This is a genomic window from Methylobacterium brachythecii (assembly GCF_014196345.1).
Taxonomy (GTDB): domain Bacteria; phylum Pseudomonadota; class Alphaproteobacteria; order Rhizobiales; family Beijerinckiaceae; genus Methylobacterium; species Methylobacterium brachythecii.
In genome coordinates, this window is record NZ_JACIDN010000001.1 from 245,744 (window position 1) to 268,520 (window position 22,777).

Consider the following 22,777-nt stretch of genomic DNA (forward strand, 5'->3'; position numbering starts at 1 on the left):
TCGATCGAGACACCTCCATGCCATCACCCGCCCTCACCCAAGCGCTCGTCACCGAGGCCCGGGCCTGGATCGGCACGCCCTACCGCCACCAGGCGTCGCTCAAGCACATCGGCTGCGATTGCCTCGGGCTGCTGCGCGGCGTCTGGCGGGAGGTGATCGGGCCGGAGCCCGAGGCGCCGCCGCCCTATGCGGCGAGCTGGGCCGAATCCGCTCCCGGCGGGGCCGATCCACTGGTCGAGGCGGCGCGGCGGCATCTCGTGGCGGTGGAGACCGGTGAGCCCATGGCCGGAGACGTCTTACTCTTCGCCTTCCGCGCGCATCTGCCGGCCCGGCACTGCGCCATCGTGACGGGCGACGGCACGATGATCCATGCCCATGACGGCGCGGCCGTCACCGAGGTGGCGCTGACGCCTTGGTGGCGGCGGCATCGCGCGCATGTGTTCCGGTTTCCCGGAGCGCCGTCAGGCGAAGGAATTCAGGGAGACGGCCCATGGCGACCCTGATCCTTGGCACGGTCGGCGGGGTCGTCGGCACGGCTCTCGGCGGCCCGATCGGCTCGGCCGTCGGCAAGGTGCTTGGCGCGGCGGGTGGCTCGCTCATCGACGGTGCCCTGTTCGGCGGAGGCACCCGCTATGTTGAGGGGCCTCGCCTGAGCGACGTCGCCGGCCTGACCTCCACTGAGGGCGAGCCGATCCCACGCGTCTATGGCCGAGCCCGCCTCGGCGGCACGCTGATCTGGGCGACGCGGCCGCTCGAAGTGGCCAATACCAGCACGCAGCGCTCCTCCTCTGGCGCGAAGGGCTCTGGCCAGAAGACGGTCACGACGAGCTATGCCTATTTCGCCAACATCGCCGTGGGCATCTGCGCCGGCGAGATCGCCTTCATCCGCCGGGTCTGGGCGGATGGCAGCGAGCTCGACCTCACCACGCTGACGATGCGCGTCCATACCGGCCGCGCCGACCAGGAGCCGGACCCGCTCATCGTCGCCAAGGAGGGCGCGGCACGCACACCGGCCTATCGCGGGCTCGCCTATGTCGTGTTCGAGCGGCTGGCGCTCGCCGATTTCGGCAACCGCATCCCGCAGCTCGCCTTCGAGGTGATCCGGCCGGTCGACGGCATCGCGCGCCACATTCGCGCGGTTTGCCTGATCCCCGGAGCGACCGAGTTCGGGCTCGATCCCACACCCGTCTCCGTCGATGCCGATTTCGGCACGACGCGGCCGGCCAATCGCTTCCAGCTCCCCCACGCCAGCGACGTGGTGGCCTCCCTCGACGCCCTGCAGGCGCTCTGCCCGAACCTCAAAAGGGTCTCAGTGGTGGTGAGCTGGTTCGGCAGCGACCTGCGCGCCGGGCACTGCGACATCGCCCCGCGCATCGACAGCCTGACCAAGAAAACCACGGGCGACAGCTGGAGCGTCGCTGACCTGACCCGTCTCACGGCGGACAGGGTCTCACTCGTCGACGGCAACCCGGCCTATGGCGGCACCCCGTCCGATGCCGGGCTCGTCCGCCTCGTGGCCGAGCTGACACGGCGCGGGCTCGGGGTCGTGCTTTACCCCTTCGTGATGATGGACGTGCCGGCGGACAACGCCCTGCCCGATCCATACCGCCCCGGTGAAAGCCAGCCGGCCTATCCCTGGCGCGGGCGCATCGCCTGCGACCCAGCCCCCGGCCTGCCCGGCTCGCCCGATGGCACGGCGGAAGCCGCGATCCAGGTGACGGCGTTCTTCGAAGGCCACCGCCGGCTGGTGCTGCATTATGCGAGCCTGCTGCGCGACAGCGGCCTCGCCGGCCTCATCATTGGCAGCGAATTGCCGGGCCTGACCCGCCTGCGAGGGGCCGATGGCGGTTACCCGGCGGTCGAAGCGCTTCGTGTTCTCGCCGGGGAGGCACGCGCCATCCTCGGGCCATCAGTGAAGCTCGTCTACGCGGCCGACTGGACCGAGTACGGCGCCCATGTCCGCGATGGCGGCGCGACGATCCGCTTTCCCCTCGACGCGCTCTTCGCCGATCCTGCGATCGACGCGGTCGGCATCGACTATTACCCGCCCCTCTCTGACTGGCGCGACGGCGACGGGCAGGCCGACGCTGCGCTCAGCCCCACGATCTACGACCGCGCCTATCTGAAGAGCCGCCTCGGCGCAGGCGAGGCCTTCGACTGGTTCTATGCGAGCGACGCCGACCGCATCGCGCAGACCCGCACGCCGATCACCGATGGCGCCTACCAAAAGCCCTGGATCTACCGGGCCAAGGACCTCGTCGCCTGGTGGTCGAACCCTCACATCGAGCGCGACGGCGGCGTCGAGACGCTGACAACCGCCTGGCTGCCGGGCTCCAAGCCGATCTGGCTCACCGAGATCGGCGTGGCGGCGGTGGACCGCAGCACCAACGGCCCCAACGCCTTTCCCGACCCGAAATCCTCGGAGAACGCGCTGCCGCCGTTCTCCCGCGGCATCCGCGACGAGCTGATCCAGGTGCGCGGCCTGGAGGCTATCCTCTCTCGTTTCGACCCAGCGGTGAGTGGTTTCGAGCCGGCTCACAATCCGATTTTCTCGGAGGGTGGGCTGCGCATGGTCGACCCGGATGGCATCTTCGTCTGGTGCTGGGATGCGCGGCCGTTTCCTGCCTTCCCGGCCTTCGACACGGTCTGGTCCGACGCGGATAACTGGGCGCTCGGTCACTGGATCACAGGACGGAGCGAAGGCCAGGAGCTCGACCGGCTGATCGCCTTCATCCTCGCCGCGTTCGGCATCGCGGCGCCGACGACCATCGCGGCGGACGGTTTCGTGGATGGATTCGTGATCGACCGGCCGCTCTCGGCCCGCGGCGTGCTCGAAGGCCTGTGCCAGCTCTTCGGCCTCGACGTCTCGGTCGCGGCGGGGCGGCTGCTGATCCGGGGTCCGCAGGCGTCGCAGCCCGTCGCCCTCCTGGCGGCCGATCTCGTCGAGCCGGGTGACGGAAGCGCACCGCTGAGCAGCGTGCGCGCCGAGGACGGCGCCCTGCCCCGCACGCTGGAGGTGGGATTCAGCGACGGCGAGAGCGACGAGTACCGCCGTGCCACGGCAGCCGCCCTGCGACCAGGGGGAACGCGGCGGCGCGAGAGCCGGATTGAGGCGTCCATCGTCTCCCGGCGCGGCGCCGCCCAGAGTCTCGCGGAGGGAGCCCTCGATGCCGCGCTTGCCGCGCGCGAGACCGCCAGTTTTTCCGTGAGCCCGCGCCGGCTCGACCTGAAACCCGGCGACCGGCTGATCCTGCCCGATGGTAGCCTCCACCGCATCACGCGGATCAGCGACAGCCCGGTGGGGCGCGCGGTCGAGACCGCCGGCGCGCCCGTGATGACGGCGGATGGCGGCAGCGCGGCGGCGAGTGAGACCCGCTCCCGCGCCGGACCGCCCTCTCTGCCCAGCCCGCCCTTCGCGGTCGCCCTCGACCTGCCGGTCACCCGCGGCGATCCAGTGCCGCTGCAATACCTCGCGGTCGCCGCCGACCCGTGGGCCGGCCTGATGGCCGTCTGGCGCGCGGACGGCGCCGGGGCGCCGCTCGCCGTGCAGCGCCTCGTGGAGCATCCGGCCTGTCTCGGGCGCACGCTTTCGCCGCTGCCACCCGGCCCGCTCTGGCGCTTCGACCGCGCCGCGCGCCTCGACGTGATGCTGCGCCATGCCGAGGGCTTCGCATCGGTGGACGAGGGCGCAGCGCTGGCCGGTGCGAACACCTTCGCCCTCGTCGGCCCCGATGGCACGGTCGAGATCCTCTCGGCGGCTGGAGCGGAGCTGATCGGCCCCGACACCTTCCGCCTGACGAGACTCATGCGCGGCCTCGCCGGCAGTGAAGCCGCAGCGTCGCAAACCGTGCCGGCCGGCGCGCTGATCGTCCGGCTCGATGACGGCGCCGTGGTGCCTCTGGTCGATCGCCTCGACGAAGCCGGCCGCGCCTTCGCCTATCGCGTTGGGACGGCCGACCGCGACCCTGGCGATCCTGCCGTGATCGGGTTTTCCGCGAGCGCGGGGCTCTCCGTCTTCCTGCCCTTGCGTCCGGTCCATCTGCGGGCGCGGCGCGAGGCTGATGGCATCCGCTTCACGTGGATCCGCAGGGCGCGGCGCGACGCCGATGCCTGGGAGCCATCCGAGATCCCGCTCGACGAAGCGAGCGAGGCTTACACTCTAGACGTCTTTCGCAGTGACGGCGGCCTCGCCCGCTCGCTCAGCGCCGGCACGGCGAACGCGTTCTATTCGGCGGAGGACGAGGCCGCCGATTTCGGAAGTGTCCAGACGACGATCGAGGCGGCCGTCGCCCAGATCAGCAGCATCGCCGGACGTGGTCCTGCCACCCGCGCGCGGGTGCCAATCCGCTCAGCCTGAGACCACGCCTCACCTCCCACCCATCGGCTCCGCGCATCCCCTCTCCCCGCCGGGAGAGGGGACATGCGCGACGGACCGATCGATCGACAGCCAACCGATCCCACCCGAAACGGAGCCCATCCGATGGCGGACATCACGCCCCGTCTCGGCTTGCCGCTGCTCGCGGCGGCCCAGGCGCAGAAGCACGTCACGCACAACCAAGCACTGTCTGCCCTCGATGCGCTCGTCCAACTCGCCTGCCTCGACAAGGACTTGTCTGCTCCGCCGGCCGATCCGGCCGAGGGCGACCGCTATCTCGTCACCGCGACGATGCCGACGGGAGCCTGGGCCGGCCTGTCGGGCCAGATCGTGCGCCGGGAGGACGGTGTCTGGGTCGGCTTCGAGCCGCGGCCGGGCTGGCTCGCCTATCTCGTCGACGAGGCCGATCTCTATGTCTTCTCCGGCACCGCCTGGAGCAGCCTCAAGGCCAGCCTCTCCGCGATCGAGAGCTTGGCGCGGCTCGGCATCGGCACGAGCCCCGACGCGACCAACCGCTTCGCCGTGAAGTCCGAGGCGGCCCTGTTTTCCTGGGACGATGCGACGCCCGGCTCCGGCGACATCCGCCTGACGCTCAACAGGCAGGCTTCGGGCAAGGATGCGGGGCTGACGTTCCAGACCGGCTTTTCCACGCGGGCGCTCCTCGGCACCCTCGGCTCGGACGATGTCGGCCTCAAGGTTTCGCCCGATGGCGCCAGCTTCTCGACGGCCTTCACCGCCTCCGCTGCGACCGGCCGCCTGAGCCTCGCCCGGATCGAGGCTCCGCTTGAGGTCAGCGCCCATCCCGGCGCGCTGCCGGATGCGCCTGCGCAGACCGTCCTGCGCGTCTCCGGTGCCGACGGCCAACCCGCCCGGCTGGTGCTCGACGGCTTTGGCGTGGCTGCGCCGGGCACGATCAGTTTTCGCGCGGCTGGCGGCACGGCGGCGGCGCCGGCGGCGCTGGCGAATGGAGCGAGCCTCGGCCAACTCTCCGCCTTCGGCCACGGGGTCACCGGTTATGCCGGGTCGGCGCGGGCGGAGCTCGCATTCCTCGCGGCCGAGACCTGGACCGATGCGGCGCAGGGTACCCGCGTCGCGATCCGAACCACGCCGGCCGGCACCACCGGAAGCGCCGAAGTTTTTTCCGCCGAAGCTAACGGCGCGGTGAAGCTTGCGCCGCTGGCTTCCGCTCCGTCCACCGGTCTCGCCCTCGGCCAGATCTACGCCGACAGCACCGCGACAGCCCTGAAATGGCATACCGGCGCGGCCTGGGCGCGGATCAGCAACTTCGGCAAGTTCGCCGCCGCGACGAACTTCGACAACTACATCCCGGCCGCCGCCTGGACGAAGGTGCAGTTCAACAGCGCCGACAGCAACGACCAGGGCGCCTTCTCGGCCGGCAGCAACCGCTTCGTCGCGCCGGAGGCCGGGCTCTACGGGTTCGATATCGCGCTGGTCTTCAAGGCGAACGGTGGCAATGCGCCGAGCGCCTTCGAGGCGCGAGTCCATCGAAACGGCAGTTCGGCCGGCCGGGGCCGGGCTTCGGCCACCGGCACGCTCGTCGACGGCGTCACCACCCTCGGCCTGTCCTCGGCTCTGACGCTCGCAGTGGGCGATACGGTCGAGGTCTTCGTGCGCTTCACGGGCGCGGACGGCTACGTGGCCGCGAGCGATTCCCTCTTCGCCGGCCGACAGTTGGCGTGAGTATTCCGCGGCCTCAGCCGACCCAGCGCAGGCCTACGAGCATACACAGCATCAAGCAGAGGCTGGCCACGATCACGGCCGCCGCAGCATCGAGCGACCAGACGGCGCGGTCCCACCGCTTGTCTTCCGGCGTCATCGGTTTCCTCCCGATCGAGCTGCCTGCGTAACCCGCTCGTGTTGCCCGAAGATTTCGGAAGTCTCTTTCCGATCTCGCGCTTCCCCTGACATCACGGAGACTGACCATGACCGCATCGGCGATCATGACGCCGCTCGGCATCGCGGTGCTGAAGGCGCGCGAAGGCGTGCGGCTGAAGGCCTATCGCGACAGCGTCGGCGTGCCGACCATCGGCTACGGGCATACCCGCGGTGTCAGGCTCGGGCAGAGCATCACGCAGGGCCAGGCCGACGCGCTCTTCCTGGAGGATCTCGCCGGTCATGCCTTGCCGATCCTGTCCTGCGTCACGGTACCAGTTGAAGACCACGAGCGCGACGCGCTGATCTCCATCGCCTTCAATATCGGCGTGGCAGGCTTCCGGAATTCGACGTTCTTGCGCCGGCTCAATACCGGCGACCGAGCCGGCGCGGCCGAGGCGATCCTCGCTTGGCGAAAGCCGCCGGAGATCCTCTCGCGGCGGCAGGCCGAAACCGACCAATTCCGCACGCCCTATGCCAGCGCACCGCCGAAGGCCCGGCGTAGCGATCCGCGCCCCGTCGCCCTGCCGACGGCTTTCGACCCTGCCCGACCGCTGCCCGTCAGCCCACCCGGCATGTTCGGCCGCCTGTGGCAACAGCTGCGCGACCGCCTGCCCGGCTAAGGCGCCCTTTCCAACTGCAACCCGAGGAGATCACCATGTCCATCACAAAAGGCGCCGCTGCGTGTAGCTTCGCCGTCGCCGTGCTGCCCGCCATCCTCGCCGGAGGCCTTCCCGCGCAGGCCGCCGAGACGGACGTCACCGTCCATTGGGGTGACGCCGTCATCACCGGTGCGCAGACGATCGGCACGATCCTCGTCCCCCTGGCCGTGACCGCGGCAACCGCGGCCGTGGCGCGGATGGCCGGCCCCCTGCGCTTCCTCGTCACCACCACGCTCGTCGAGCGCATGGTGCGCAATGCCGCCGACTATGCCCTCAACGCCGTCGCCGGAGCGGTTCGCGGCAAGAGCCTGACGATCCCCGTGGGGTCGGCGGTGATCGCCCAAGGCGTGCAGCGAGCCCTCGACCAGGCGCCGGCCTGGCTGATCGAGGCGGCCGGCGGCCCGACCGGCATCGCCGAAAAAATCTTCCGCAGCCTGCCGTTGGAGGCGACGGCCAATGCCGGCAACACGTTGGTGCCCGGCCTCGACGCCGTCCTCAACCGCCGAACCGCCATCTGAGAACGCCAGAGGCCGCCATGGACGCCATCGCCCTGGAGGCCGTCCGCCTGTTGTTCAGCGCCGGGGGCACCGGCTGGATCGTCGCAGTGCTGCTCGGGCTGGCCTGCCTTCACCTGCACCGCGAAAACTTGCGCGCGCTGGAGGCCCGGATCGAGGAAACCGGCACTACCGCGACGGCCCTGGAACGCGCCTCGCAGACCAACGCCGCCGTCGCGGCCGCCCTGGAGAGCCGCACGCGCGTGCTCGAGGATCTCACCCGCCTCTCCAGCGAGATCGCCCGCGGTGTCGATCGCAGCGACGAGCGCTCTCGGGAAAAGTTCGACGAGATCCTCAGGCGCATCAATGAGATCCGGCTCGTCGGCAGGGCGTGACGGCGCCGATCTCGAAGGAAGAGACGTTCATGGCCCGCATCTTCGTCCGTTCCCGCGGCTTGGACAGCCTGCGGGGCCGGACCCGCGCCAGGGGCGCGGCAGCCACCACGCGCCTGTATGCGGCACGCAGCACCTTCGACCTCTCGGTCCAGGCGCTGCGCAAGGCGGCCCTCGACCATGTCGACCTGCAGGATCTCGCGAGCATCGCGCTCCGCGCCAATCTCATCCGCCTCGCCGAGCGGCTGGGCGCGGATGCCTGATACGGCCGGCCCTGTGGACGCCGACTGCGCGACAGGCCGCCTCATGGAACCGTGGCAGGCCTCCACCCTTATGTTCATCCCGACATGCGGCACCGGCCGCGCGGCGTCGGTGATTTGGCACGACTGGATGAAACGGTTCCCGACACGGCCTGCACGGACCATTCAGCACGTATTCAGTGCCTGGGCCCAACAACAGGGCACCATGCATCACGCGCTCGCCCTGCTGCTTGCCGTCTCAGCCGTCGCGGCGATCGCGACCGGCTCCGTCGGCACGCTCGCCGAGGAGACCGAGGGTCCGTCTCCCAAGACGCATCCGGTCGCCCGGATCGAGAATTGTCTCTCGCCCGCCGACATGCGCGAGTCGGTGGCCGAGAAGCGCGTCGTGCCGCCGCTCACCGCGATCCGCGCGGCGCGCAGCGTCTATCCCCGTGCAGAGATCCAGCGGGCGACCTTGTGCAAGCAGGAGGCCGGCCTCGTCTACGTGCTGACGGCCCTGCGACGGGACGGGCAATTCGTGCAGGTGATGGTGGACGCCCAGTCCGGGCAAGTGCATGGACAATAACGTGAGTTCGCCGCGATCGCTGCGGCGCCAAACGAGGGGTGGTTGAGGTGCGTCTGCTCGTCGTCGAGGACGACCGGGATATCAACCGGCAGGTGGTGAAGGCGCTGGAGGAGGCGGGCTACGTCGCCGACACGGCCTTCGACGGTGAGGAGGGCGGCTTTCTCGGCGAGAGCGAACCCTACGACGCCATCATCCTCGACATGGGCCTGCCCAAGACCGACGGCGTCAGCGTGCTCCAGAACTGGCGCCGGGCCGGCGTGAAGACCCCCGTCATCATCCTCACTGCCCGCGACCGCTGGTCGGACAAGGTCGACGGCTTCGATGCCGGCGCCGACGACTACGTCACCAAGCCCTTCCACATGGAGGAGCTGATGGCCCGGGTGCGCGCGATCCTGCGCCGCGCCGCCGGCCACGCCACCTCGCAGATCTCCTGCGGTCCCGTGGTGCTCGACACCCGTTCCGGCCGCGTCTTCGTCGACGGCAACCCGGTCAAGCTCACGAGCCACGAATACCGGCTGCTCTCCTACCTGATGCACCATACCGGCCGCGTGGTCTCCCGCGCCGAGCTGACCGAGCATCTCTACGACCAGGATTTCGACCGCGATTCCAACACGATCGAGGTCTTCGTCGGGCGGCTCAGGAAGAAGCTCGCGGTGGATCTGATCCAGACCGTGCGTGGGCTGGGCTATTTGATCGATGGGGCGCAGACGAAGGGCTGATCAGATCCCACCGAGATCGGTGTGGACGAAGTCTTCGCCCTTGTAGAGCAACGGCACCCCGTGGCCCTTCGCGACGGCGTAGGCGAAGCAGTCGCCCATATTCAGTCGAGCCGGGTGGCCGGTGCCTTTGCCGTATTGCTCGTGGGCTGCGAGCGCCCGGTCGGCATCCTCGGGCGTGACCGGGACGACGCGAATTCCAGTGAGTGCGAGAAACGCATCGAGATCGCCTTTGGCGGCACGCGGGCCGCCCTTGAACGTTCTGCCGATGGCCATTGCGGCTTCGTAGATCGCGACCGGCGATGTGATGGGTTCGGCCGCATCCTGGATTTGGCGGATCATGACGGGAGCGTCGGGCTCGCGCTTGAAGATCGCCACCAGGGCCGAAGCGTCGACGAACATCACTCGTCGTTCAGGCTGTCGTAGAACGCCTTGTCCGCCTCGAGCCCCGTCGATCCGCGTGCCGCCACCCTGTCGAGCAACGGCTGCAACCGCTCCCACAGATCCGGAGTCTTCTCGTCGCGCTCTAGTGCTTCGCGAGCGGCAGCCGCCACAGCCTCCGTCAGCGGAATACCCCGACGCGCTGCGAGTTCACGGACCAAGCGGTCCGCCTGCTTGTCGCGGATATGTAGGGCCATGACCGTTCCTCGGGCAGCGCTTGTGTACATAGGCCGACCGTTCGATCTACACAACGCAACGATGACGACGCAGCTTTCATGACCGACCGCTTCTCCTGGCTGCCCATGCGCCGCCGCTCGATCGGCGTGCGTCTCGCGGTCTCGGCGCTGCTGTCGAGCGCGGCGATCCTGGTCATCGCGGCCTGGATCCTCACCACGCTCTATCGCGAGAACACCGAGCGGGGTTTCGACAGCCGATTGCTCGTCTATGCCAACAACCTCGCCACCGATCTCGTCAGCCCCGACCCGGAGGCGCGCTCCTTCGCGCTCGGCGATCCGCGCTTCGATCTGCCCCTCTCGGGTTGGTACTGGCAGGTCGGCCATCCGGATGCGAAGCCGCGCGACCTACGCCAGTCGCGCTCCCTCGTCGGCGTACCGCTGAAAGGCCCGGACAAGGCCGGCACCGCGACGATCGGCCAGATCCGCCAGGGCTACGGCCATGGCCAGGACGACAGGTTGCTGCGCGTCGTCGAGCGCGACGTGGATGTCGGCCAGGACGGGCGCTACACGGTGCGCGTCGCCGGCCCCGCCGACGAGATCGTCAACGACGTCGACCGTTTCCGCTTCTCGCTCTCGGTGACCTTCGGCCTGCTCGGCCTGTCGCTGGCGCTGACGGCCCTGCTGCAAATCCGATTCGGCCTGGCGCCCCTGAAGAGGCTGCGCGCGGCGCTCGGCGCCATCCGCCGCGGCGAGGCCGACCACATTCCCGGCGAATACCCCCACGACATCGCACCGCTCGCCAGCGAGACCAACCTCCTCATCGATACCAACCGCGAGATCCTGGAGCGCGCCCGCACCCAGGTCGGTAACCTCGCCCATGCGCTGAAAACGCCGCTCTCGATCATCGTCAACGAGGTCGGATCGAGCGACGCGCCGCCGGAACTGGCCGAAAAGATCCGGGAGCAGGCCGCGGTGATGCGCGATCAGGTGAACTACCATCTCGACCGGGCGCGGGCGGCAGCGCTCGCCGGCACGCTCGGCACCTCCACCGAGATCGAGCAGGCGCTGGCCGGCCTCGTGCGCACCTTCGGAAAGATCTATCGCGACAAGGACATCGCCTACGAGGTGCGGGTTCCGCCGGGCCTGCGCTTCCGCGGCGAGCGGCAGGATTTCGAGGAGATGGTCGGCAACCTCGTCGACAACGCTTCGAAATGGGCGAACGGACGGGTCGCCATCGCGGCCGCCCTCATGGCCGAGCACGATTTCACACGCCTCCTCATCACCATCGAGGATGACGGCCCCGGACTGCCGGAGGAGGATCGCGCCGCCGTGCTCGCCCGCGGGCGCCGGCTCGACGAGAGCAAGCCGGGCTCGGGCCTGGGGCTTTCCATCGTCGCCGACCTCGCGGCGCTCTATCGCGGACGCTTCCGGCTGGAAGCCGCCGCGCTCGGGGGGCTGCGTGCGGTCCTGGAGGTCCCCGGGGACGCGCCCGCCGCCGCCCAGCGGTAGTCCGTCGCCGTTACGATCTTAGCGTGCTGTGCTAAGCCGCCTCTCGCGGCACGGACGGGTTCGCCCGCCTTCAGGCATCATCCGACGACGGGTCACACCGGCGCAGACGGAGTGGATGAGCGTGGGAAAGGCGCGACGGACTCGTCTCGTGCGACGCCAAGAAAGGCTGTTTAGGGTCGAATGACGGCGATCTGGTTCATCCTGGCGATCATGACCGGTTCGGCCGTGTTCGCCCTGCTCTGGCCGCTGGCCCGGCGGCGCAAGGCCGAGCAGGCGGGCACCGCCGAGACCGGACTCGCCACCGAGACCGCCTTCTACGAGGACCAACTCGCCGAGATCGAACGCGATCTCGGGCGCGGTCTGATTGGCCCATCCGAGGCCGAGGCCGCCCGAATCGAGGCCGCCCGCCGGCTGCTGAGGGCGAGCCGCGAGGGCCGCACGGAAGAGGCTGGACCGATCGCCGAGCCGCATCTGCGCCAGCGCCGCGCGGCTTCCGCCTTCGCCCTCTCCACCGTCCCGCTGGTGGCGCTGGTCGTTTACGGGCTCTACGGCTCCCCCAACCTCCCCTCCCAGACCGAGGCCGACCGCAAAGCGGCGCAACAGGGCGGCGAGGGGGTGATGAAGGCGATCGCCCAGGTCGAGGCGAAGCTCGCCAGCAACCCGAACGACGCCCGCGGCTGGGCGGTCATCGCCCCGGTCTACATGCGGATCGGCCGTTTCGACGATGCCGCCCGCGCCTACGAGCAGGTGCTGCGCCTTCAGGGTGAGGATCCCGAGCGGCTCTCGAATTGGGGCGAGGCGCTGGTCGCGGCCGGCGAGGGCGCCGTCTCGCCGCATGCGCGCAAGCTGTTCGAGCGCGCCCTCGTGCTCGACGCGAAGTCGGCCAAGCCGCAATTCTACCTGGCGCGGGCAGACGAACTCGCCGGCAATCCAGGCGGCGCCGCCACGCGCCTCGAAGCTCTTGCCGCACAGGGCCCCGAGGACGCCCCCTGGATGGGGCTTGTGCGCCAGAATCTCGCTCGCCTGAAGGGCGAAGCGCCATCCGCCGAATCCTCGAAGGCCGAGGCGGATGCCAAAGCCGCGAGCCCGAAACCCGACGAGTCCAACTCTGACGCGGCCAAGTCTGACGCGGCCAAGCCTGCCCAGAGCCCGGCCGCTGGCCTCCAATCCCTTCCGCCAAACGAGCGCATGGCCGCCATCCGCGGCATGGTCGAGGGACTCGACCGGCGTCTGACGCAGCAGGGCGGCAGCGCAGAGGATTGGGTGAAACTCGTGCGCTCCTACGGCGTCCTCGGCGAGCGCGACAAGGCGCGTGAGGCCCTGGCACGCGCCCGCACCGCCCTTGCCGACGACGCGGAAGGCCGCGGCCGGCTCGAAGCCGAGGCCAAGGATCTCGATCTCGCCGAGCCGGGACGGCAGGGCGATGCCGGCCCCACCGCCAAGCCGGCTCTGGCGGCCCCCGTACCGACACCCGATGCGCCTGCCCCGGCCATGATGCCCTCGGGCGCTCCCGCGACCGACGCGCCGGCGAGCGGCTCGACCGCCGCCATCCAGGCAATGCCGCCAGCCGAGCGCGAGAAGGCGATCCGCGGCATGGTGGCAGGGCTCGACCGGCGCTTGTCCGCCAAGGGCGGCAGCGCCGACGAATGGATGCGGTTGGTGCGCTCCTACAGTGCCCTTGGCGACCGCCAAGCCGCCGCCGGAGCGCTCGACAGGGCTCGCATGGCGCTCGGTGCCGACAGGAGCGCGATCGAGCGCCTCGACGGACTGGCACGCGACCTCAGCCTCAAGACCGCCGCCGTCGGACGCTGAGGTGGGGGGCCTCCCCCTGACAATAGGTCCCGGCCTGAAACCTTGACCCGGCGGCGCGCGCGTCGGAAACCGGACCCAACACTTTAGAACGACGCCAAGGCTCGCGCGCTCGCCGCGCCCATGCCGGTGCCCTGGGACGGAACACGTGACCCGCAAGAGCCGCCGCCTGACTCTGATCGCCGCCTGCGGGGCCGTGCTCGTCGTCGCGGTCGGGCTGATCCTCTGGCAGATGAGCGGCTCGATCGTGTTCTTCCGCTCACCGGCCGAGGTTGCCGCGCAGGGGGTGGCGCCGGGCGTGCGCTTCCGGCTGGGCGGCCTCGTCCTCGATGGCTCACTGAAGCGCGGCCCGGACCAGACCGTCGACTTCGCGGTGACCGACACCAAGGGTACCATCCCTGTGCACTACAAGGGCCTGTTGCCGGACCTGTTTCGCGAGGGTCAGGGCGTGGTGACGGAGGGCATGCTCGACGCCGGCGGCACCTTCCGCGCCGACACCGTGCTGGCCAAGCACGACGAATCTTACATGCCCCGCGAGGTTGCCGACGCCCTCAAGGCACAGGGACGCTGGCAGGAGGGGACCGGCGGTAAGCCGGTGCCGAAGGCCGAAGGGTCCGACAGTTTGCTCGGCAAGCGCAGCGAGCGGTGATGTCGTTGAAAGCTTTCGCTTCCCTGGGATCCCCCTCCTTCCCATTCAGAGGGGAGAGGGTTTTCGCACGCCGCGACATCACCGAGGACGCCCTCACATGCTCGTAGAGGCCGGCCATTTCGCCCTCGCACTGGCGCTCGCCCTCTCCGTCATCCAGATCGCGATGCCGGTCTGGGCGACGTACTCGGGAGACGAGGCGCTGCGCGAGACCACGGTGCCAGCGGCGCTCGGGGTGTTCGCCTGCATCCTGTTCGCGTTCGGCGCGCTGACCTACGCCCACGTGATGTCCGACTTCTCGGTCAAGAACGTCGTCGAGAACTCGCACACCCTGAAGCCGCTGATTTACAAGATCTCCGGCGTCTGGGGGAACCACGAGGGCTCGATGCTGCTCTGGGTGCTGATCCTGTCGCTGTTCGGCGCCATGGTCGCGGTGGCCAGGAACTCTGTGCCGCCGGTTCTGCGCACCAACACGCTGGCCGTGCAGGCCACGATCACCTTCGTGTTCGTGCTGTTCATCATCACCACCTCGAACCCGTTCGATCGGGTCGCGCCGGCGCCCCTCGAGGGCAACGACCTCAACCCGCTGCTGCAGGATTTCGGCCTCGCGGTGCATCCGCCGCTGCTCTACCTCGGCTATGTCGGCTTCTCGATCACCTTCGCCTTCGCCGCCGCCGCGCTGATCGACGGGCGCATCGACGCCGTCTGGGCGCGGGCCGTGCGGCCCTGGACGCTAACCGCCTGGGTCTTCCTGACCCTCGGCATCGCGATGGGCTCCTACTGGGCCTATTACGAGCTCGGCTGGGGCGGCTGGTGGTTCTGGGATCCGGTCGAGAACGCCTCGCTGATGCCCTGGATCGCCGGCACGGCGCTGTTGCACTCCACCGTCGTCATGGAGAAGCGCGACGCGCTGAAGGTCTGGACGGTGCTCCTCGCGGTGCTGACCTTCTCGCTGTCGCTGCTCGGCACTTTCATCGTGCGCTCGGGGCTGCTCACCTCGGTCCACACCTTCGCCACCGACCCGACCCGCGGCGTGTTCATCCTGGCGATCCTGGTGCTGTTCATCGGCGGCTCGTTGACGCTGTTCGCTTGGCGCGCGCCGATGCTGCGCCAGGGCGGCCTTTTCGCGCCGATCTCGCGCGAGGGCGCCCTGGTCCTGAACAACCTCTTTCTCGTCGCGGCCTGCGCGACGGTCTTCGTCGGCACGCTCTACCCGTTGCTGCTGGAGATGCTGACGGCCCAAAAAATCTCGGTGGGGCCGCCCTTCTTCAACTGGACCTTCGTGCCGCTGGCGATCCCGCTGCTGCTGATCGTGCCCTTCGGCCAGTCGCTCGCCTGGAAGCGGGGCGACGTCGCCGCCGCCGCGCAGCGCCTGTTCGCAGCCTTCGCATTCGCCTTCGTCGTCGCCATCGGCACGGCGGCCTTCACCTGGGGCGGCCCGGTGATGGCGCCCGTCGCCATCGGCCTCGGCGCCTACCTCATTATCGGTTCGGCGCTCGAAATCATCGCGCGGGCTCGCGGCTACGGTGCCAGCCGGGCGCGAGACCTCGGCACGATCTGGCGGCGCGCCGCCGGCCTGCCGCGCTCGGCCTGGGGCACGGCGATCGCCCATGCCGGTGTCGGCGTGGTGGTGATCGGCATCGCAGCCCAGAGCTGGGCGGTGGAGGGGCTCGCCACGCTGAGGCCGGGCGGCACGCTCGCCGTCGGGCCCTATGTCGCGACCCTCGACAAGGTCGGTCCGCAGACTGGCGAGAATTACGAAGAGACCGCTGCCTTCCTGACGCTCCGCACCGCCTCCGGCGACATGGTCGGCCCGGTCGAGACCGGTAAGCGCTTCTATCCATCGCGAAAAATGTCGGTGACGGAGTCCGGCCTGAAGACCATCGGCGTCAGCCAGGTTTATGCCAGCCTCGGCGAGGTCATGCCGGACGGCTCGATCGGCCTGCGGCTCTATTACAAGCCGCTGGTCCTGCTGATCTGGCTCGGCGCCGTGGTGATGGCGCTCGGCGGCGCGGTCTCCCTCACCGACCGTCGCATCCGCGTCGGTGCCCCGGCCAAGGCGCGCGCGAAGCTGCCGCCGCATGCGGTGCTGGCGGAATGATTTTTTTCGCAGTTTCTCGCCGCGTAAACCCTCCCTCCCCCGCAGAGGGGGGAGGGTTTGCGCGGTCGATCATACTGGCGATGCTTCTGACGTTCAGCGTCTTCCCAGCCCACGCCGTCCAACCCGACGAGGTCTTGAAGGACCCGGCTCTCGAAGCCCGCGCCCGGCACATCTCCGAAGGCCTGCGCTGCCTCGTCTGCCAGAACCAGTCGATCGATGATTCCGACGCCCCGCTTGCCAAGGACCTGCGCGTGATCGTGCGCGAGCGTCTCACTGCCGGCGACGGCGACCGCCAAGTCGTCGACTACGTCGTGGCCCGTTACGGCGAGTTCGTGCTGCTGAAGCCGGTTTTCGCCTGGCACACGCTGCTGCTCTGGCTGACTCCACTCCTGGCGGTGCTGCTCGGCGGTTTCGGCATCTGGCGCCTGTCCCGCCGCCGCGCGCCGGAGAAGGCAGCGGGTCTGTCCGCCGCCGAACAGGCCGAAGTCGAAGCGCTCCTCGATCGGCGATAGAGCGCTTTCCGACGAAGTCGATGCCGGTTCGTCGAAGGAAAGCGCGTCAATTCAAAGACCTAGAGCCGCCGGCCTGATGCAATCAGGTCGGATGCTGCGCTAGGCGGCCCGGGCCGAGGCCGTCTCGGGCAAGACGAGGTCCGGGCAGGCGGCTTCGACGCGGTCGCGGCCGGCATGCTTGGCCCGGTACAGGGCCTGATCCGCCGCTTCGATGAGCCCTGCCGGCGTCACGCCGAGCACATGCGTCGTGCCGTGCATCGCGGTGACCCCGACGCTGGCGCTGAGCCGTGTTCCGGGCCTGCCGGGATGAGGCAGCCCCAGGCGGGTGACCGCATCGTGCAGCGCCTGTCCTGCCTCGATCATCGCTTCGGGCGTTGCGCCGGGCAGCAAGGCCACGAACTCTTCTCCGCCGAACCGCGCCACCAGCCCCACGCGTGATGCGAGCGCCTGCTGCAGCGCCGATGCGACCTGGCGCAGGCAACGATCCCCCTCGGCATGGCCGGCGGCGTCATTGAACGCCTTGAAGTGATCGACGTCGACGAGGGCGAGGCCGAGCCAGGCCCGCTCGCGGCCTGCGGCGATCCAGGCCTCGACCAATCGCTGGTCGAACAGGCGGCGGTTGGCGACGCCCGTCAGGGCATCGGTCTCCGACAGCACGGTCAGCCGGGAATTGGCCTCGGCCAGGGCATCGGCCTGGATCCGCTCGCGCAGGCCGAGCAGGAAGCTCTGCTTCGTCTCCCATTCCTGGGCGTAGGTGAGCTTCAGCGGCACCAGGATCAGGCTCGCCACCAGCATCGGCACGCCGAACCCGTCGTGATCGCCGAGGCCGAAGCCGGCAATCGCGCCGACATAGAGCGTGAAGCAGGCGGCGCAGTAGATGATGCCGTGCCGGAACGAGAGCGGCGCGATCATGCCGACCACGAGCGGGATGATCGCCGCGAGGATCGAATAGACGTCCCCATGCGGCCCCGGCACGATCCAGGCGCTGTTCAGCGTGACGGCCATGGCGACGAGGCTGACCGTGAGCACAGCGCCGAGCTGCCGGCGTGGCGAGGGCTCCTTCCTGAGGAGCAAGATCGCCAGCAACGTGATCGGCACGAGCACGCCGAGCGTCAACGCCGCGGGAATGGCGACGGCCTCGGGCCCGAACAGATCGAGATCGACCTTCACCGAGATCACGTTGACGAGGATGAAGACGAGGAGCCAGGAGCGGATGCGCCGCGCGTTGGCCGCGCGGCCCTGAGTGGCCCAGCGCGCCTCCAGAGGGGCGGGCAGCCGAAGGCGATGCCAAGGCCGAGTGAGGCCTTCTTCGATGAGCGGCAGCATCGCGGTGGTGGCGGCTCCTGGATCACGTCCGGCGAGACAACCTTACAAATTCAGCGTTTCCATCAGGTTAACCCTCGGGCGCCGGGAGGTATTTCGTCCCAATCGCCGCGCGCGCAGAGGCGCCCCGAGCCGGCGGCAGTCGCGTTCGTGTCCGAGATCGCCTATACGGACGCCGTTCCGCATTTCCCAAGGTCACATCAAGTCATGGCGACGGCGTCGTTCGACAGCGCCCGGCGTGAGCCCGGTGCTATTCCTCCGATCGAGAAGACGCCCGACTTTCGCCCCGAGCCGGCCGCGCTCGGCGGCAAGACCTCGTTGGTCGGCCTGACCCGCGTGGGCCTCAAGGACGCCCTGCTCGGCATCGGCGTGCCCGAGCGCGAGGCGCGCATGCGCAGCAGCCAGCTCTGGCACTGGATCTACCTGCGCGGCGCGAGCGCCTTCGACCAGATGACCAATGTCGGCAAAGGGTTGAAGGCGCAGCTCGCCGAGCGCTTCACCCTCGACCGGCCCGAGGTGGTCAGCGAGCAGATTTCTCGCGATGGCACCCGCAAGTGGTTGATCCGCATGGCGCCGACCAACGTGCAGGAGCACAATCGCGGCGCCGAGATCGAGTGCGTCTACATCCCGGGCCCGGATCGCGGGACGCTCTGCGTCTCGTCCCAGGTCGGCTGCACGCTCACCTGCACCTTCTGCCACACGGGCACCCAGCGCCTGGTACGCAACCTCTCGGCAGCCGAGATCGTCTCTCAGCTCATCCTCGCCCGCGACCGCCTCGGCGACTGGCCGGGCCAGGAGCCCGTGCGCAATGCCGGGTCGACCGGCGAGGCCGGGCGTCTCGTCACCAACGTCGTGTTCATGGGCATGGGCGAGCCGCTCTACAACGTCGATGCGGTGATCGACGCGGTCCAGGTGATGACCGACCAGGAGGGCATCGGCCTCTCGCGCCGTCGCGTCACCGTCTCGACCTCCGGCGTCGTGCCGCAGATGTTCCGTCTCGGCGACGAGTCGCACGCCTCGCTGGCGATCTCCTTGCACGCAGTGCGCGACGAACTCCGCAACGAACTGGTGCCGCTGAACCGTAAATACCCGATTGCCGACCTGCTCGATGCCTGCCGCACCTATCCGGGCCTGAGCAATGCGCGCCGCATCACCTTCGAATACGTGATGCTGAAGGGCGTGAACGACAGCGACGACGACGCCTACGAGCTGGTCGAGATGCTCAGGGACATTCCGGCCAAGATCAATCTGATCCCGTTCAACCCCTGGCCCGGCAGCGTCTATGCCTGCTCGGACTGGAGTCGGATCGAGCGCTTCTCGCAGATCATCTTCGACGCGGGCTATGCCTCGCCGGTGCGGACTCCACGCGGCCGAGACATCCTCGCCGCCTGCGGCCAGCTCAAGAGCGAGACGGAGAAGCTGCGCGCCCGCGCCCGGATGATGCTCGAAGAGGGCATGGGCGCGGAAGCCGTCTACGCGGGCTCCGACACGGACGATTGATGCGGCTCCTCGGCCGGCTTTTCCTCGGAGCCTTCGCGCTCGTCCTCGCTGTGCCCTGCGGCGCGCTCGTCCTCGCGGCCGGGGTGCTGCTCGATCCGGTCTCGCGCGACACGATCGGAGCGCTCGGGCTGATCGGCATCATCGAGGGCATCGACGACATCGCCGCCGGCCTTCCGCCGGATGTCGCGATCGGAGCGGTGATCGCCTTCCTCAAGGCGCTCGCCACGCTCCTGCTGCTGCCGCCGGCCCTGGCCGCGCTGATCGGCGAGACGCTCCGTCTCAGGGCCCTCGCCTGGTACGGCGGCGCCACCGGTCTCCTCACCGCCGCTTTGCCCTGGATCGCCCGCGGCGGCGTGAAACCGCCTTCGGGGCAAGGCGCGCTCGTGGCTGAGGGCCGGGTGATGGTGGTGCTCTTCCTGACCGGCGCGGTGTCGGGGCTCGTCTACTGGATGATCGCCGGACGCAGCACCGTGGACGAACGAACCCCGCCCGTTCATCCCTGATGTCGCCCAACTACAACAGCCCTAAGCCCTTCCCAAAGCGCACGAATTAAGTCCACCGCATCGGCCGTCCGAATGACGTGACCCCCTTGCCGGCGAAGGATCATGGCGATCCGAACCGGCCCTCGGAGATCGGCTTTCGGATGCATTCCTCGAACACGACGATCGTTGCCGCGCTGGCCCTCGCCATGGCGAGCGGTACCTCGGCACTCGCGGCCTCGGCGGCCCAGCCGGGCCAGACGCTGGGCCTCCCCACCGGCGCTCAATTGCCGATCGGCCTCATCCTGCTCGACACCTCGAGCTTCGGCATCCGCGACACCGCTCCGAACCGGACCGAGAACAACATCAACCTGCCGGGCTTGGTCTGGGTACCGGGCGTGCACCTCTTCGGTGGCCGTCTGCACATGATCTTCATCCAGCCGGTCGTGGCCACGCGCCCGGCTGCCGGAGGCCGCTATCAGAGCGGCATCGGCGTGCCGTTGGTGGCAGCCCAGCTCGCCTGGAAGATCGGCCCGGATTTCAGCGTCAGCTACCTGCTCGGCGGCTATCTGCCCGTCGACACACAATTCGTGATCAACCAGGGTTCGCTGCAGCAGCGCTTCGCCGCCACCTATAACGGCGACGGCTGGAACCTGACCGGCAACCTCCTCTACGGGACGTATTTCGACGCCACCAACAAACAGGGCGCCTTCTACCCGGACTTCCTCAACCTCGACGTCACGGCGACGAAGAAGTTCGGCAAGTGGGAGCTCGGACCCGTCGCTTTCGGCTCGACGGATCTGCCGACGAACCGCCCCGGTTACCGTCACCAGGGCCAGATCGCCGTCGGCGGCCTCGTCGGCTACAATTTCGGCGACTATTTCATCCAGGGCTTCGTGACCCGCGACGTCGTCGAGCGGAATTACGGCGGCTACGATACCCGCGCGTGGCTGCGGGGCGTTTTCTTCCTCTACAAGCAGACTGAGCCTGGCGGCCCGATGGGCGGTCTCCTCGCCCGCAATCAGCCGTAGGGCCTAGCTGACCCGGACGCGTGACGGGCCTTCCATCGCGACAGCTGGGCGGCGGGCTGATGACGGCTCGCCGCTTTCCCCCTTCGGTCAGCGCACGACGCGCGCTTCCTGGGCATCCTGCGCTATGTCATCCGCATGCCGACCGTGATCCGCCGCTTCGCCGCGTCTCTCGCCTGCCTTGTTCTGCTCGCCGAACCGGCTCTCGCCCAGGCGGACCCGACGCCGGGCTCCCTCGGTACCGTGCCGCTCCAGGCCGAAGACGCGCGCATCCTGCCGGTTCTGGCGAGCCACGGCATGGTGTCCTCGCAGGAGGAGCACGCCACGCGGATCGGCGTCGACATCCTCAAGCAGGGCGGCAACGCGGTCGATGCGGCCGTCGCAGTAGGCTTCGCCCTCGCCGTGACATTGCCGCGGGCGGGCAATCTCGGCGGCGGCGGCTTCATGCTGGTGCATCTGGCCGACCGCAACGAGACCGTGGCGATCGACTATCGCGAGACTGCCCCGGCCGCGGCCACCGAAGGCATGTTCCTCGATGCGCAAGGCGAGCCCGACAAGGCTGCCTCGACCCGCACCGGCAAGGCGGTCGGCGTGCCCGGCACCGTGCGCGGCCTTGCCGAGGCGCACCGGCTTTACGGCTCCAAGAAGTTCACGCTCGCACAACTGATCGAGCCTGCGGAAAAGCTGGCGCGAGAGGGGATCCCGGTTGAATCCGGCCTTGCCGATTCCCTCCCCCGCGCCTCGGGCCTGCTCGGGCAATGGCCGTCGAGCCGCGTGGTCTTTTTCGACGGCGACCGCGTGCTGCCGCGCGGTGCCATGCTCGTGCAGAAGGATCTCGCCGGCACCCTGCACGCGATTGCCGAGAGGGGGCCTGACGCCTTCTACACGGGCGACATCGCAGAGCGGATCGCCGCCTCCGTGCAAGGCGCCGGCGGCATCATGAAAGCCGCCGATCTCGCCAGCTACCGGCCGGAGACCCGGAAGCCCGTGCGCGGCACCTATCGCGGCTACGACATCGTCTCGATGCCGCCGCCGAGCTCGGGCGGCGTGCACCTCATCGAGATCCTCAACATCCTGGAGGGCTACGATCTGGCCGGCATGGGCGCCGGCAGTGCCGTGGCGATTCATGCCCTCGCCGAGGCGATGAAGCCGGCCTATGCCGACCGCGCCACCTGGCTCGGCGACCCGGCCCGCACGAAGGTGCCGGTCGAGGGCCTGATCTCGAAACTTTATGCCGAAACCCTGCGCAAGCAGATCGAGCCGAACCGCGCGCGCCCGGCCGGCGAGGTGAAGGCCGGCAATCCGCTGCCTTTCGAGCATGACCAGACCACGCATTTCTCGGTGGTCGACGCCCAGGGCAATGCGGTGGCTAACACCTACACGCTCAACTTCTCCTACGGGATCGGCCTCGTTGCCGAGGGCACCGGCGTGCTGCTGAACAATGAGATGGACGACTTTTCTGCCAAGACCGGGGCGCTCAACGCCTACGGGCTCGTCGGTGGCCAGGCCAATGCCGTGGCGCCGGGTGCGCGCCCGCTCTCCTCGATGACGCCGACTATGGTGTTTCGCGGCGGAAAGCTGTTCCTCGTGACGGGGAGCCCCGGCGGCAGCCGCATCATCAGCACCGTGCTGCAGGTGATCGTCAACGTGCTGGATTTCCGAATGAATCTGGCGGAGGCCGTCGCCGCCCCGCGCATCCATCACCAATGGCAGCCCGACGTGCTGATGGTGGAGGAGGGCATCTCGCCCGATACCGTCTCCCTGCTCACGCAGCAGGGCTACAAAGTGAAGGTCGGGGCGCCGTCGGGCTCGGCCAATTCGGTGATTTTCGACGAAGGATTGCTCGCCGGAGCCTCCGACCAGCGTCAGCGCGGTACTCTGGCCGACGGCTACTGA

General features: G+C 69.2%; 22 protein-coding genes. 18 read left to right on the forward strand and 4 right to left on the reverse strand.

Features of this window, described 5'->3' with window-relative positions; translation table 11 throughout:
- Positions 1-17: 17 nt before the first annotated feature.
- The 3 genes from GGR33_RS01200 (at position 18) to GGR33_RS25705 (ending at position 6,076) form a co-directional block, all read left to right on the forward strand.
- Complete coding sequence (locus tag GGR33_RS01200) at positions 18-503, forward strand: NlpC/P60 family protein (protein ID WP_183501555.1); 486 nt, start codon at positions 18-20, stop codon at positions 501-503.
- Positions 491-4,357, forward strand: a complete 3,867-nt coding sequence (locus tag GGR33_RS01205; RefSeq protein WP_183501556.1) for a baseplate multidomain protein megatron — start codon at positions 491-493, stop codon at positions 4,355-4,357. Before GGR33_RS01200 ends, GGR33_RS01205 begins: the two co-directional genes overlap by 13 nt.
- A 123-nt stretch (positions 4,358-4,480) precedes the next feature.
- Positions 4,481-6,076 (forward strand): DUF2793 domain-containing protein, encoded by a 1,596-nt coding sequence (locus GGR33_RS25705; protein WP_210301797.1) that lies wholly within the window; start codon positions 4,481-4,483, stop codon positions 6,074-6,076.
- Between the two features lie 13 nt (positions 6,077-6,089).
- Here the strand turns inward: GGR33_RS25705 and GGR33_RS26185 are convergent, their stop codons facing one another.
- A complete protein-coding gene (locus tag GGR33_RS26185) occupies positions 6,090-6,212 on the reverse strand; it encodes a hypothetical protein (RefSeq protein ID WP_281381061.1) in 123 nt (40 codons plus the stop codon).
- Between the two features lie 106 nt (positions 6,213-6,318).
- Here GGR33_RS26185 and GGR33_RS01215 point away from each other — a divergent pair, with 106 nt between their 5' ends.
- The 6 genes from GGR33_RS01215 to GGR33_RS01240 all read left to right on the forward strand — a co-directional run bounded on the left by GGR33_RS01215 (position 6,319) and on the right by GGR33_RS01240 (position 9,360).
- A complete protein-coding gene (locus tag GGR33_RS01215) occupies positions 6,319-6,891 on the forward strand; it encodes a lysozyme (RefSeq protein WP_183501557.1) in 573 nt (190 codons plus the stop codon).
- A 35-nt stretch (positions 6,892-6,926) separates the two neighbouring features.
- On the forward strand, positions 6,927-7,448 hold the full coding sequence (locus tag GGR33_RS01220; protein WP_183501558.1) for a hypothetical protein: 522 nt from the start codon (positions 6,927-6,929) through the stop codon (positions 7,446-7,448).
- Positions 7,449-7,465: 17 nt separating this feature from the next.
- On the forward strand, positions 7,466-7,819 hold the full coding sequence (locus tag GGR33_RS01225; RefSeq protein ID WP_183501559.1) for a hypothetical protein: 354 nt from the start codon (positions 7,466-7,468) through the stop codon (positions 7,817-7,819).
- A 29-nt stretch (positions 7,820-7,848) separates the two neighbouring features.
- Positions 7,849-8,079: a hypothetical protein gene (locus tag GGR33_RS01230; protein ID WP_183501560.1), complete on the forward strand. Its 231-nt coding sequence runs from the start codon at positions 7,849-7,851 to the stop codon at positions 8,077-8,079.
- Positions 8,080-8,281: 202 nt separating this feature from the next.
- Complete coding sequence (locus GGR33_RS01235) at positions 8,282-8,641, forward strand: PepSY domain-containing protein (RefSeq protein WP_183501561.1); 360 nt, start codon at positions 8,282-8,284, stop codon at positions 8,639-8,641.
- Positions 8,642-8,688: 47 nt separating this feature from the next.
- Positions 8,689-9,360 carry a response regulator transcription factor gene (locus GGR33_RS01240; protein WP_183501562.1) on the forward strand — a complete coding sequence of 224 codons (672 nt, stop codon included), beginning with the start codon at positions 8,689-8,691 and terminating at the stop codon, positions 9,358-9,360.
- On the opposite strand, the gene GGR33_RS01245 is transcribed toward GGR33_RS01240, so the two are convergent.
- Together GGR33_RS01245 and GGR33_RS01250 are read right to left on the reverse strand one after the other, a co-directional pair.
- Positions 9,361-9,759, reverse strand: a complete 399-nt coding sequence (locus GGR33_RS01245) for a type II toxin-antitoxin system VapC family toxin (RefSeq protein WP_183501563.1) — start codon at positions 9,757-9,759, stop codon at positions 9,361-9,363. It abuts the gene before it with no gap.
- Positions 9,759-9,995, reverse strand: a complete 237-nt coding sequence (locus GGR33_RS01250) for a type II toxin-antitoxin system VapB family antitoxin (protein WP_183501564.1) — start codon at positions 9,993-9,995, stop codon at positions 9,759-9,761. The genes GGR33_RS01245 and GGR33_RS01250 overlap by 1 nt, the downstream gene beginning before the upstream one ends.
- A gap of 78 nt (positions 9,996-10,073) precedes the next feature.
- Between GGR33_RS01250 and GGR33_RS01255 the strand changes: the two genes are divergently transcribed.
- The 5 genes from GGR33_RS01255 (at position 10,074) to GGR33_RS01275 (ending at position 16,551) form a co-directional block, all read left to right on the forward strand.
- The gene (locus GGR33_RS01255; protein WP_183501565.1) at positions 10,074-11,483 is read left to right on the forward strand and encodes a sensor histidine kinase; all 1,410 of its coding nucleotides are present in this window, start codon (positions 10,074-10,076) and stop codon (positions 11,481-11,483) included.
- Between the two features lie 180 nt (positions 11,484-11,663).
- The gene (gene ccmI, locus GGR33_RS01260; RefSeq protein WP_183501566.1) at positions 11,664-13,295 is read left to right on the forward strand and encodes a c-type cytochrome biogenesis protein CcmI; all 1,632 of its coding nucleotides are present in this window, start codon (positions 11,664-11,666) and stop codon (positions 13,293-13,295) included.
- Between the two features lie 145 nt (positions 13,296-13,440).
- Entirely contained in the window at positions 13,441-13,941 is a 501-nt protein-coding gene (gene ccmE, locus GGR33_RS01265; protein WP_183501567.1) for a cytochrome c maturation protein CcmE, read from the forward strand.
- 97 nt (positions 13,942-14,038) lie between these two features.
- Positions 14,039-16,039: a heme lyase CcmF/NrfE family subunit gene (locus tag GGR33_RS01270; protein ID WP_183501568.1), complete on the forward strand. Its 2,001-nt coding sequence runs from the start codon at positions 14,039-14,041 to the stop codon at positions 16,037-16,039.
- An 80-nt stretch (positions 16,040-16,119) separates the two neighbouring features.
- Positions 16,120-16,551 (forward strand): cytochrome c-type biogenesis protein, encoded by a 432-nt coding sequence (locus GGR33_RS01275; RefSeq protein WP_246412704.1) that lies wholly within the window; start codon positions 16,120-16,122, stop codon positions 16,549-16,551.
- Positions 16,552-16,650: 99 nt separating this feature from the next.
- Here the strand turns inward: GGR33_RS01275 and GGR33_RS01280 are convergent, their stop codons facing one another.
- Positions 16,651-17,877: a GGDEF domain-containing protein gene (locus GGR33_RS01280; protein ID WP_183501570.1), complete on the reverse strand. Its 1,227-nt coding sequence runs from the start codon at positions 17,875-17,877 to the stop codon at positions 16,651-16,653.
- A 204-nt stretch (positions 17,878-18,081) separates the two neighbouring features.
- Between GGR33_RS01280 and rlmN the strand changes: the two genes are divergently transcribed.
- From rlmN to ggt, 4 genes are all read left to right on the forward strand, one after another.
- On the forward strand, positions 18,082-19,374 hold the full coding sequence (gene rlmN, locus GGR33_RS01285) for a dual-specificity RNA methyltransferase RlmN (RefSeq protein ID WP_183501571.1): 1,293 nt from the start codon (positions 18,082-18,084) through the stop codon (positions 19,372-19,374).
- Positions 19,374-19,877: a hypothetical protein gene (locus GGR33_RS01290; protein WP_183501572.1), complete on the forward strand. Its 504-nt coding sequence runs from the start codon at positions 19,374-19,376 to the stop codon at positions 19,875-19,877. The genes rlmN and GGR33_RS01290 overlap by 1 nt, the downstream gene beginning before the upstream one ends.
- A gap of 77 nt (positions 19,878-19,954) precedes the next feature.
- Positions 19,955-20,884, forward strand: a complete 930-nt coding sequence (locus GGR33_RS01295) for a transporter family protein (RefSeq protein WP_284212015.1) — start codon at positions 19,955-19,957, stop codon at positions 20,882-20,884.
- Between the two features lie 135 nt (positions 20,885-21,019).
- Positions 21,020-22,777 (forward strand): gamma-glutamyltransferase, encoded by a 1,758-nt coding sequence (gene ggt, locus GGR33_RS01300; protein WP_183501574.1) that lies wholly within the window; start codon positions 21,020-21,022, stop codon positions 22,775-22,777.

Excerpts from the sequence above, each read along its gene's own strand:
- GGR33_RS01255 (WP_183501565.1), top strand. The coding sequence starts at position 10,074 with ATGACCGACCGCTTCTCCTGGCTGCCCATGCGCCGCCGCTCGATCGGC.
- GGR33_RS01215 (WP_183501557.1), top strand. The coding sequence starts at position 6,319 with ATGACCGCATCGGCGATCATGACGCCGCTCGGCATCGCGGTGCTGAAG.
- GGR33_RS01225 (WP_183501559.1), top strand. The coding sequence starts at position 7,466 with ATGGACGCCATCGCCCTGGAGGCCGTCCGCCTGTTGTTCAGCGCCGGG.
- GGR33_RS26185 (WP_281381061.1), bottom strand. The coding sequence starts at position 6,212 with ATGACGCCGGAAGACAAGCGGTGGGACCGCGCCGTCTGGTCGCTCGAT.
- GGR33_RS01250 (WP_183501564.1), bottom strand. The coding sequence starts at position 9,995 with ATGGCCCTACATATCCGCGACAAGCAGGCGGACCGCTTGGTCCGTGAA.
- GGR33_RS01220 (WP_183501558.1), top strand. The coding sequence starts at position 6,927 with ATGTCCATCACAAAAGGCGCCGCTGCGTGTAGCTTCGCCGTCGCCGTG.
- GGR33_RS01205 (WP_183501556.1), top strand. The coding sequence starts at position 491 with ATGGCGACCCTGATCCTTGGCACGGTCGGCGGGGTCGTCGGCACGGCT.
- GGR33_RS01290 (WP_183501572.1), top strand. The coding sequence starts at position 19,374 with ATGCGGCTCCTCGGCCGGCTTTTCCTCGGAGCCTTCGCGCTCGTCCTC.
- GGR33_RS01230 (WP_183501560.1), top strand. The coding sequence starts at position 7,849 with ATGGCCCGCATCTTCGTCCGTTCCCGCGGCTTGGACAGCCTGCGGGGC.
- rlmN (WP_183501571.1), top strand. The coding sequence starts at position 18,082 with ATGGCGACGGCGTCGTTCGACAGCGCCCGGCGTGAGCCCGGTGCTATT.
- GGR33_RS01245 (WP_183501563.1), bottom strand. The coding sequence starts at position 9,759 with ATGTTCGTCGACGCTTCGGCCCTGGTGGCGATCTTCAAGCGCGAGCCC.
- ggt (WP_183501574.1), top strand. The coding sequence starts at position 21,020 with ATGCCGACCGTGATCCGCCGCTTCGCCGCGTCTCTCGCCTGCCTTGTT.
- GGR33_RS25705 (WP_210301797.1), top strand. The coding sequence starts at position 4,481 with ATGGCGGACATCACGCCCCGTCTCGGCTTGCCGCTGCTCGCGGCGGCC.
- GGR33_RS01275 (WP_246412704.1), top strand. The coding sequence starts at position 16,120 with ATGCTTCTGACGTTCAGCGTCTTCCCAGCCCACGCCGTCCAACCCGAC.
- ccmI (WP_183501566.1), top strand. The coding sequence starts at position 11,664 with ATGACGGCGATCTGGTTCATCCTGGCGATCATGACCGGTTCGGCCGTG.
- GGR33_RS01270 (WP_183501568.1), top strand. The coding sequence starts at position 14,039 with ATGCTCGTAGAGGCCGGCCATTTCGCCCTCGCACTGGCGCTCGCCCTC.
- GGR33_RS01235 (WP_183501561.1), top strand. The coding sequence starts at position 8,282 with ATGCATCACGCGCTCGCCCTGCTGCTTGCCGTCTCAGCCGTCGCGGCG.
- GGR33_RS01280 (WP_183501570.1), bottom strand. The coding sequence starts at position 17,877 with ATGCTGCCGCTCATCGAAGAAGGCCTCACTCGGCCTTGGCATCGCCTT.
- GGR33_RS01200 (WP_183501555.1), top strand. The coding sequence starts at position 18 with ATGCCATCACCCGCCCTCACCCAAGCGCTCGTCACCGAGGCCCGGGCC.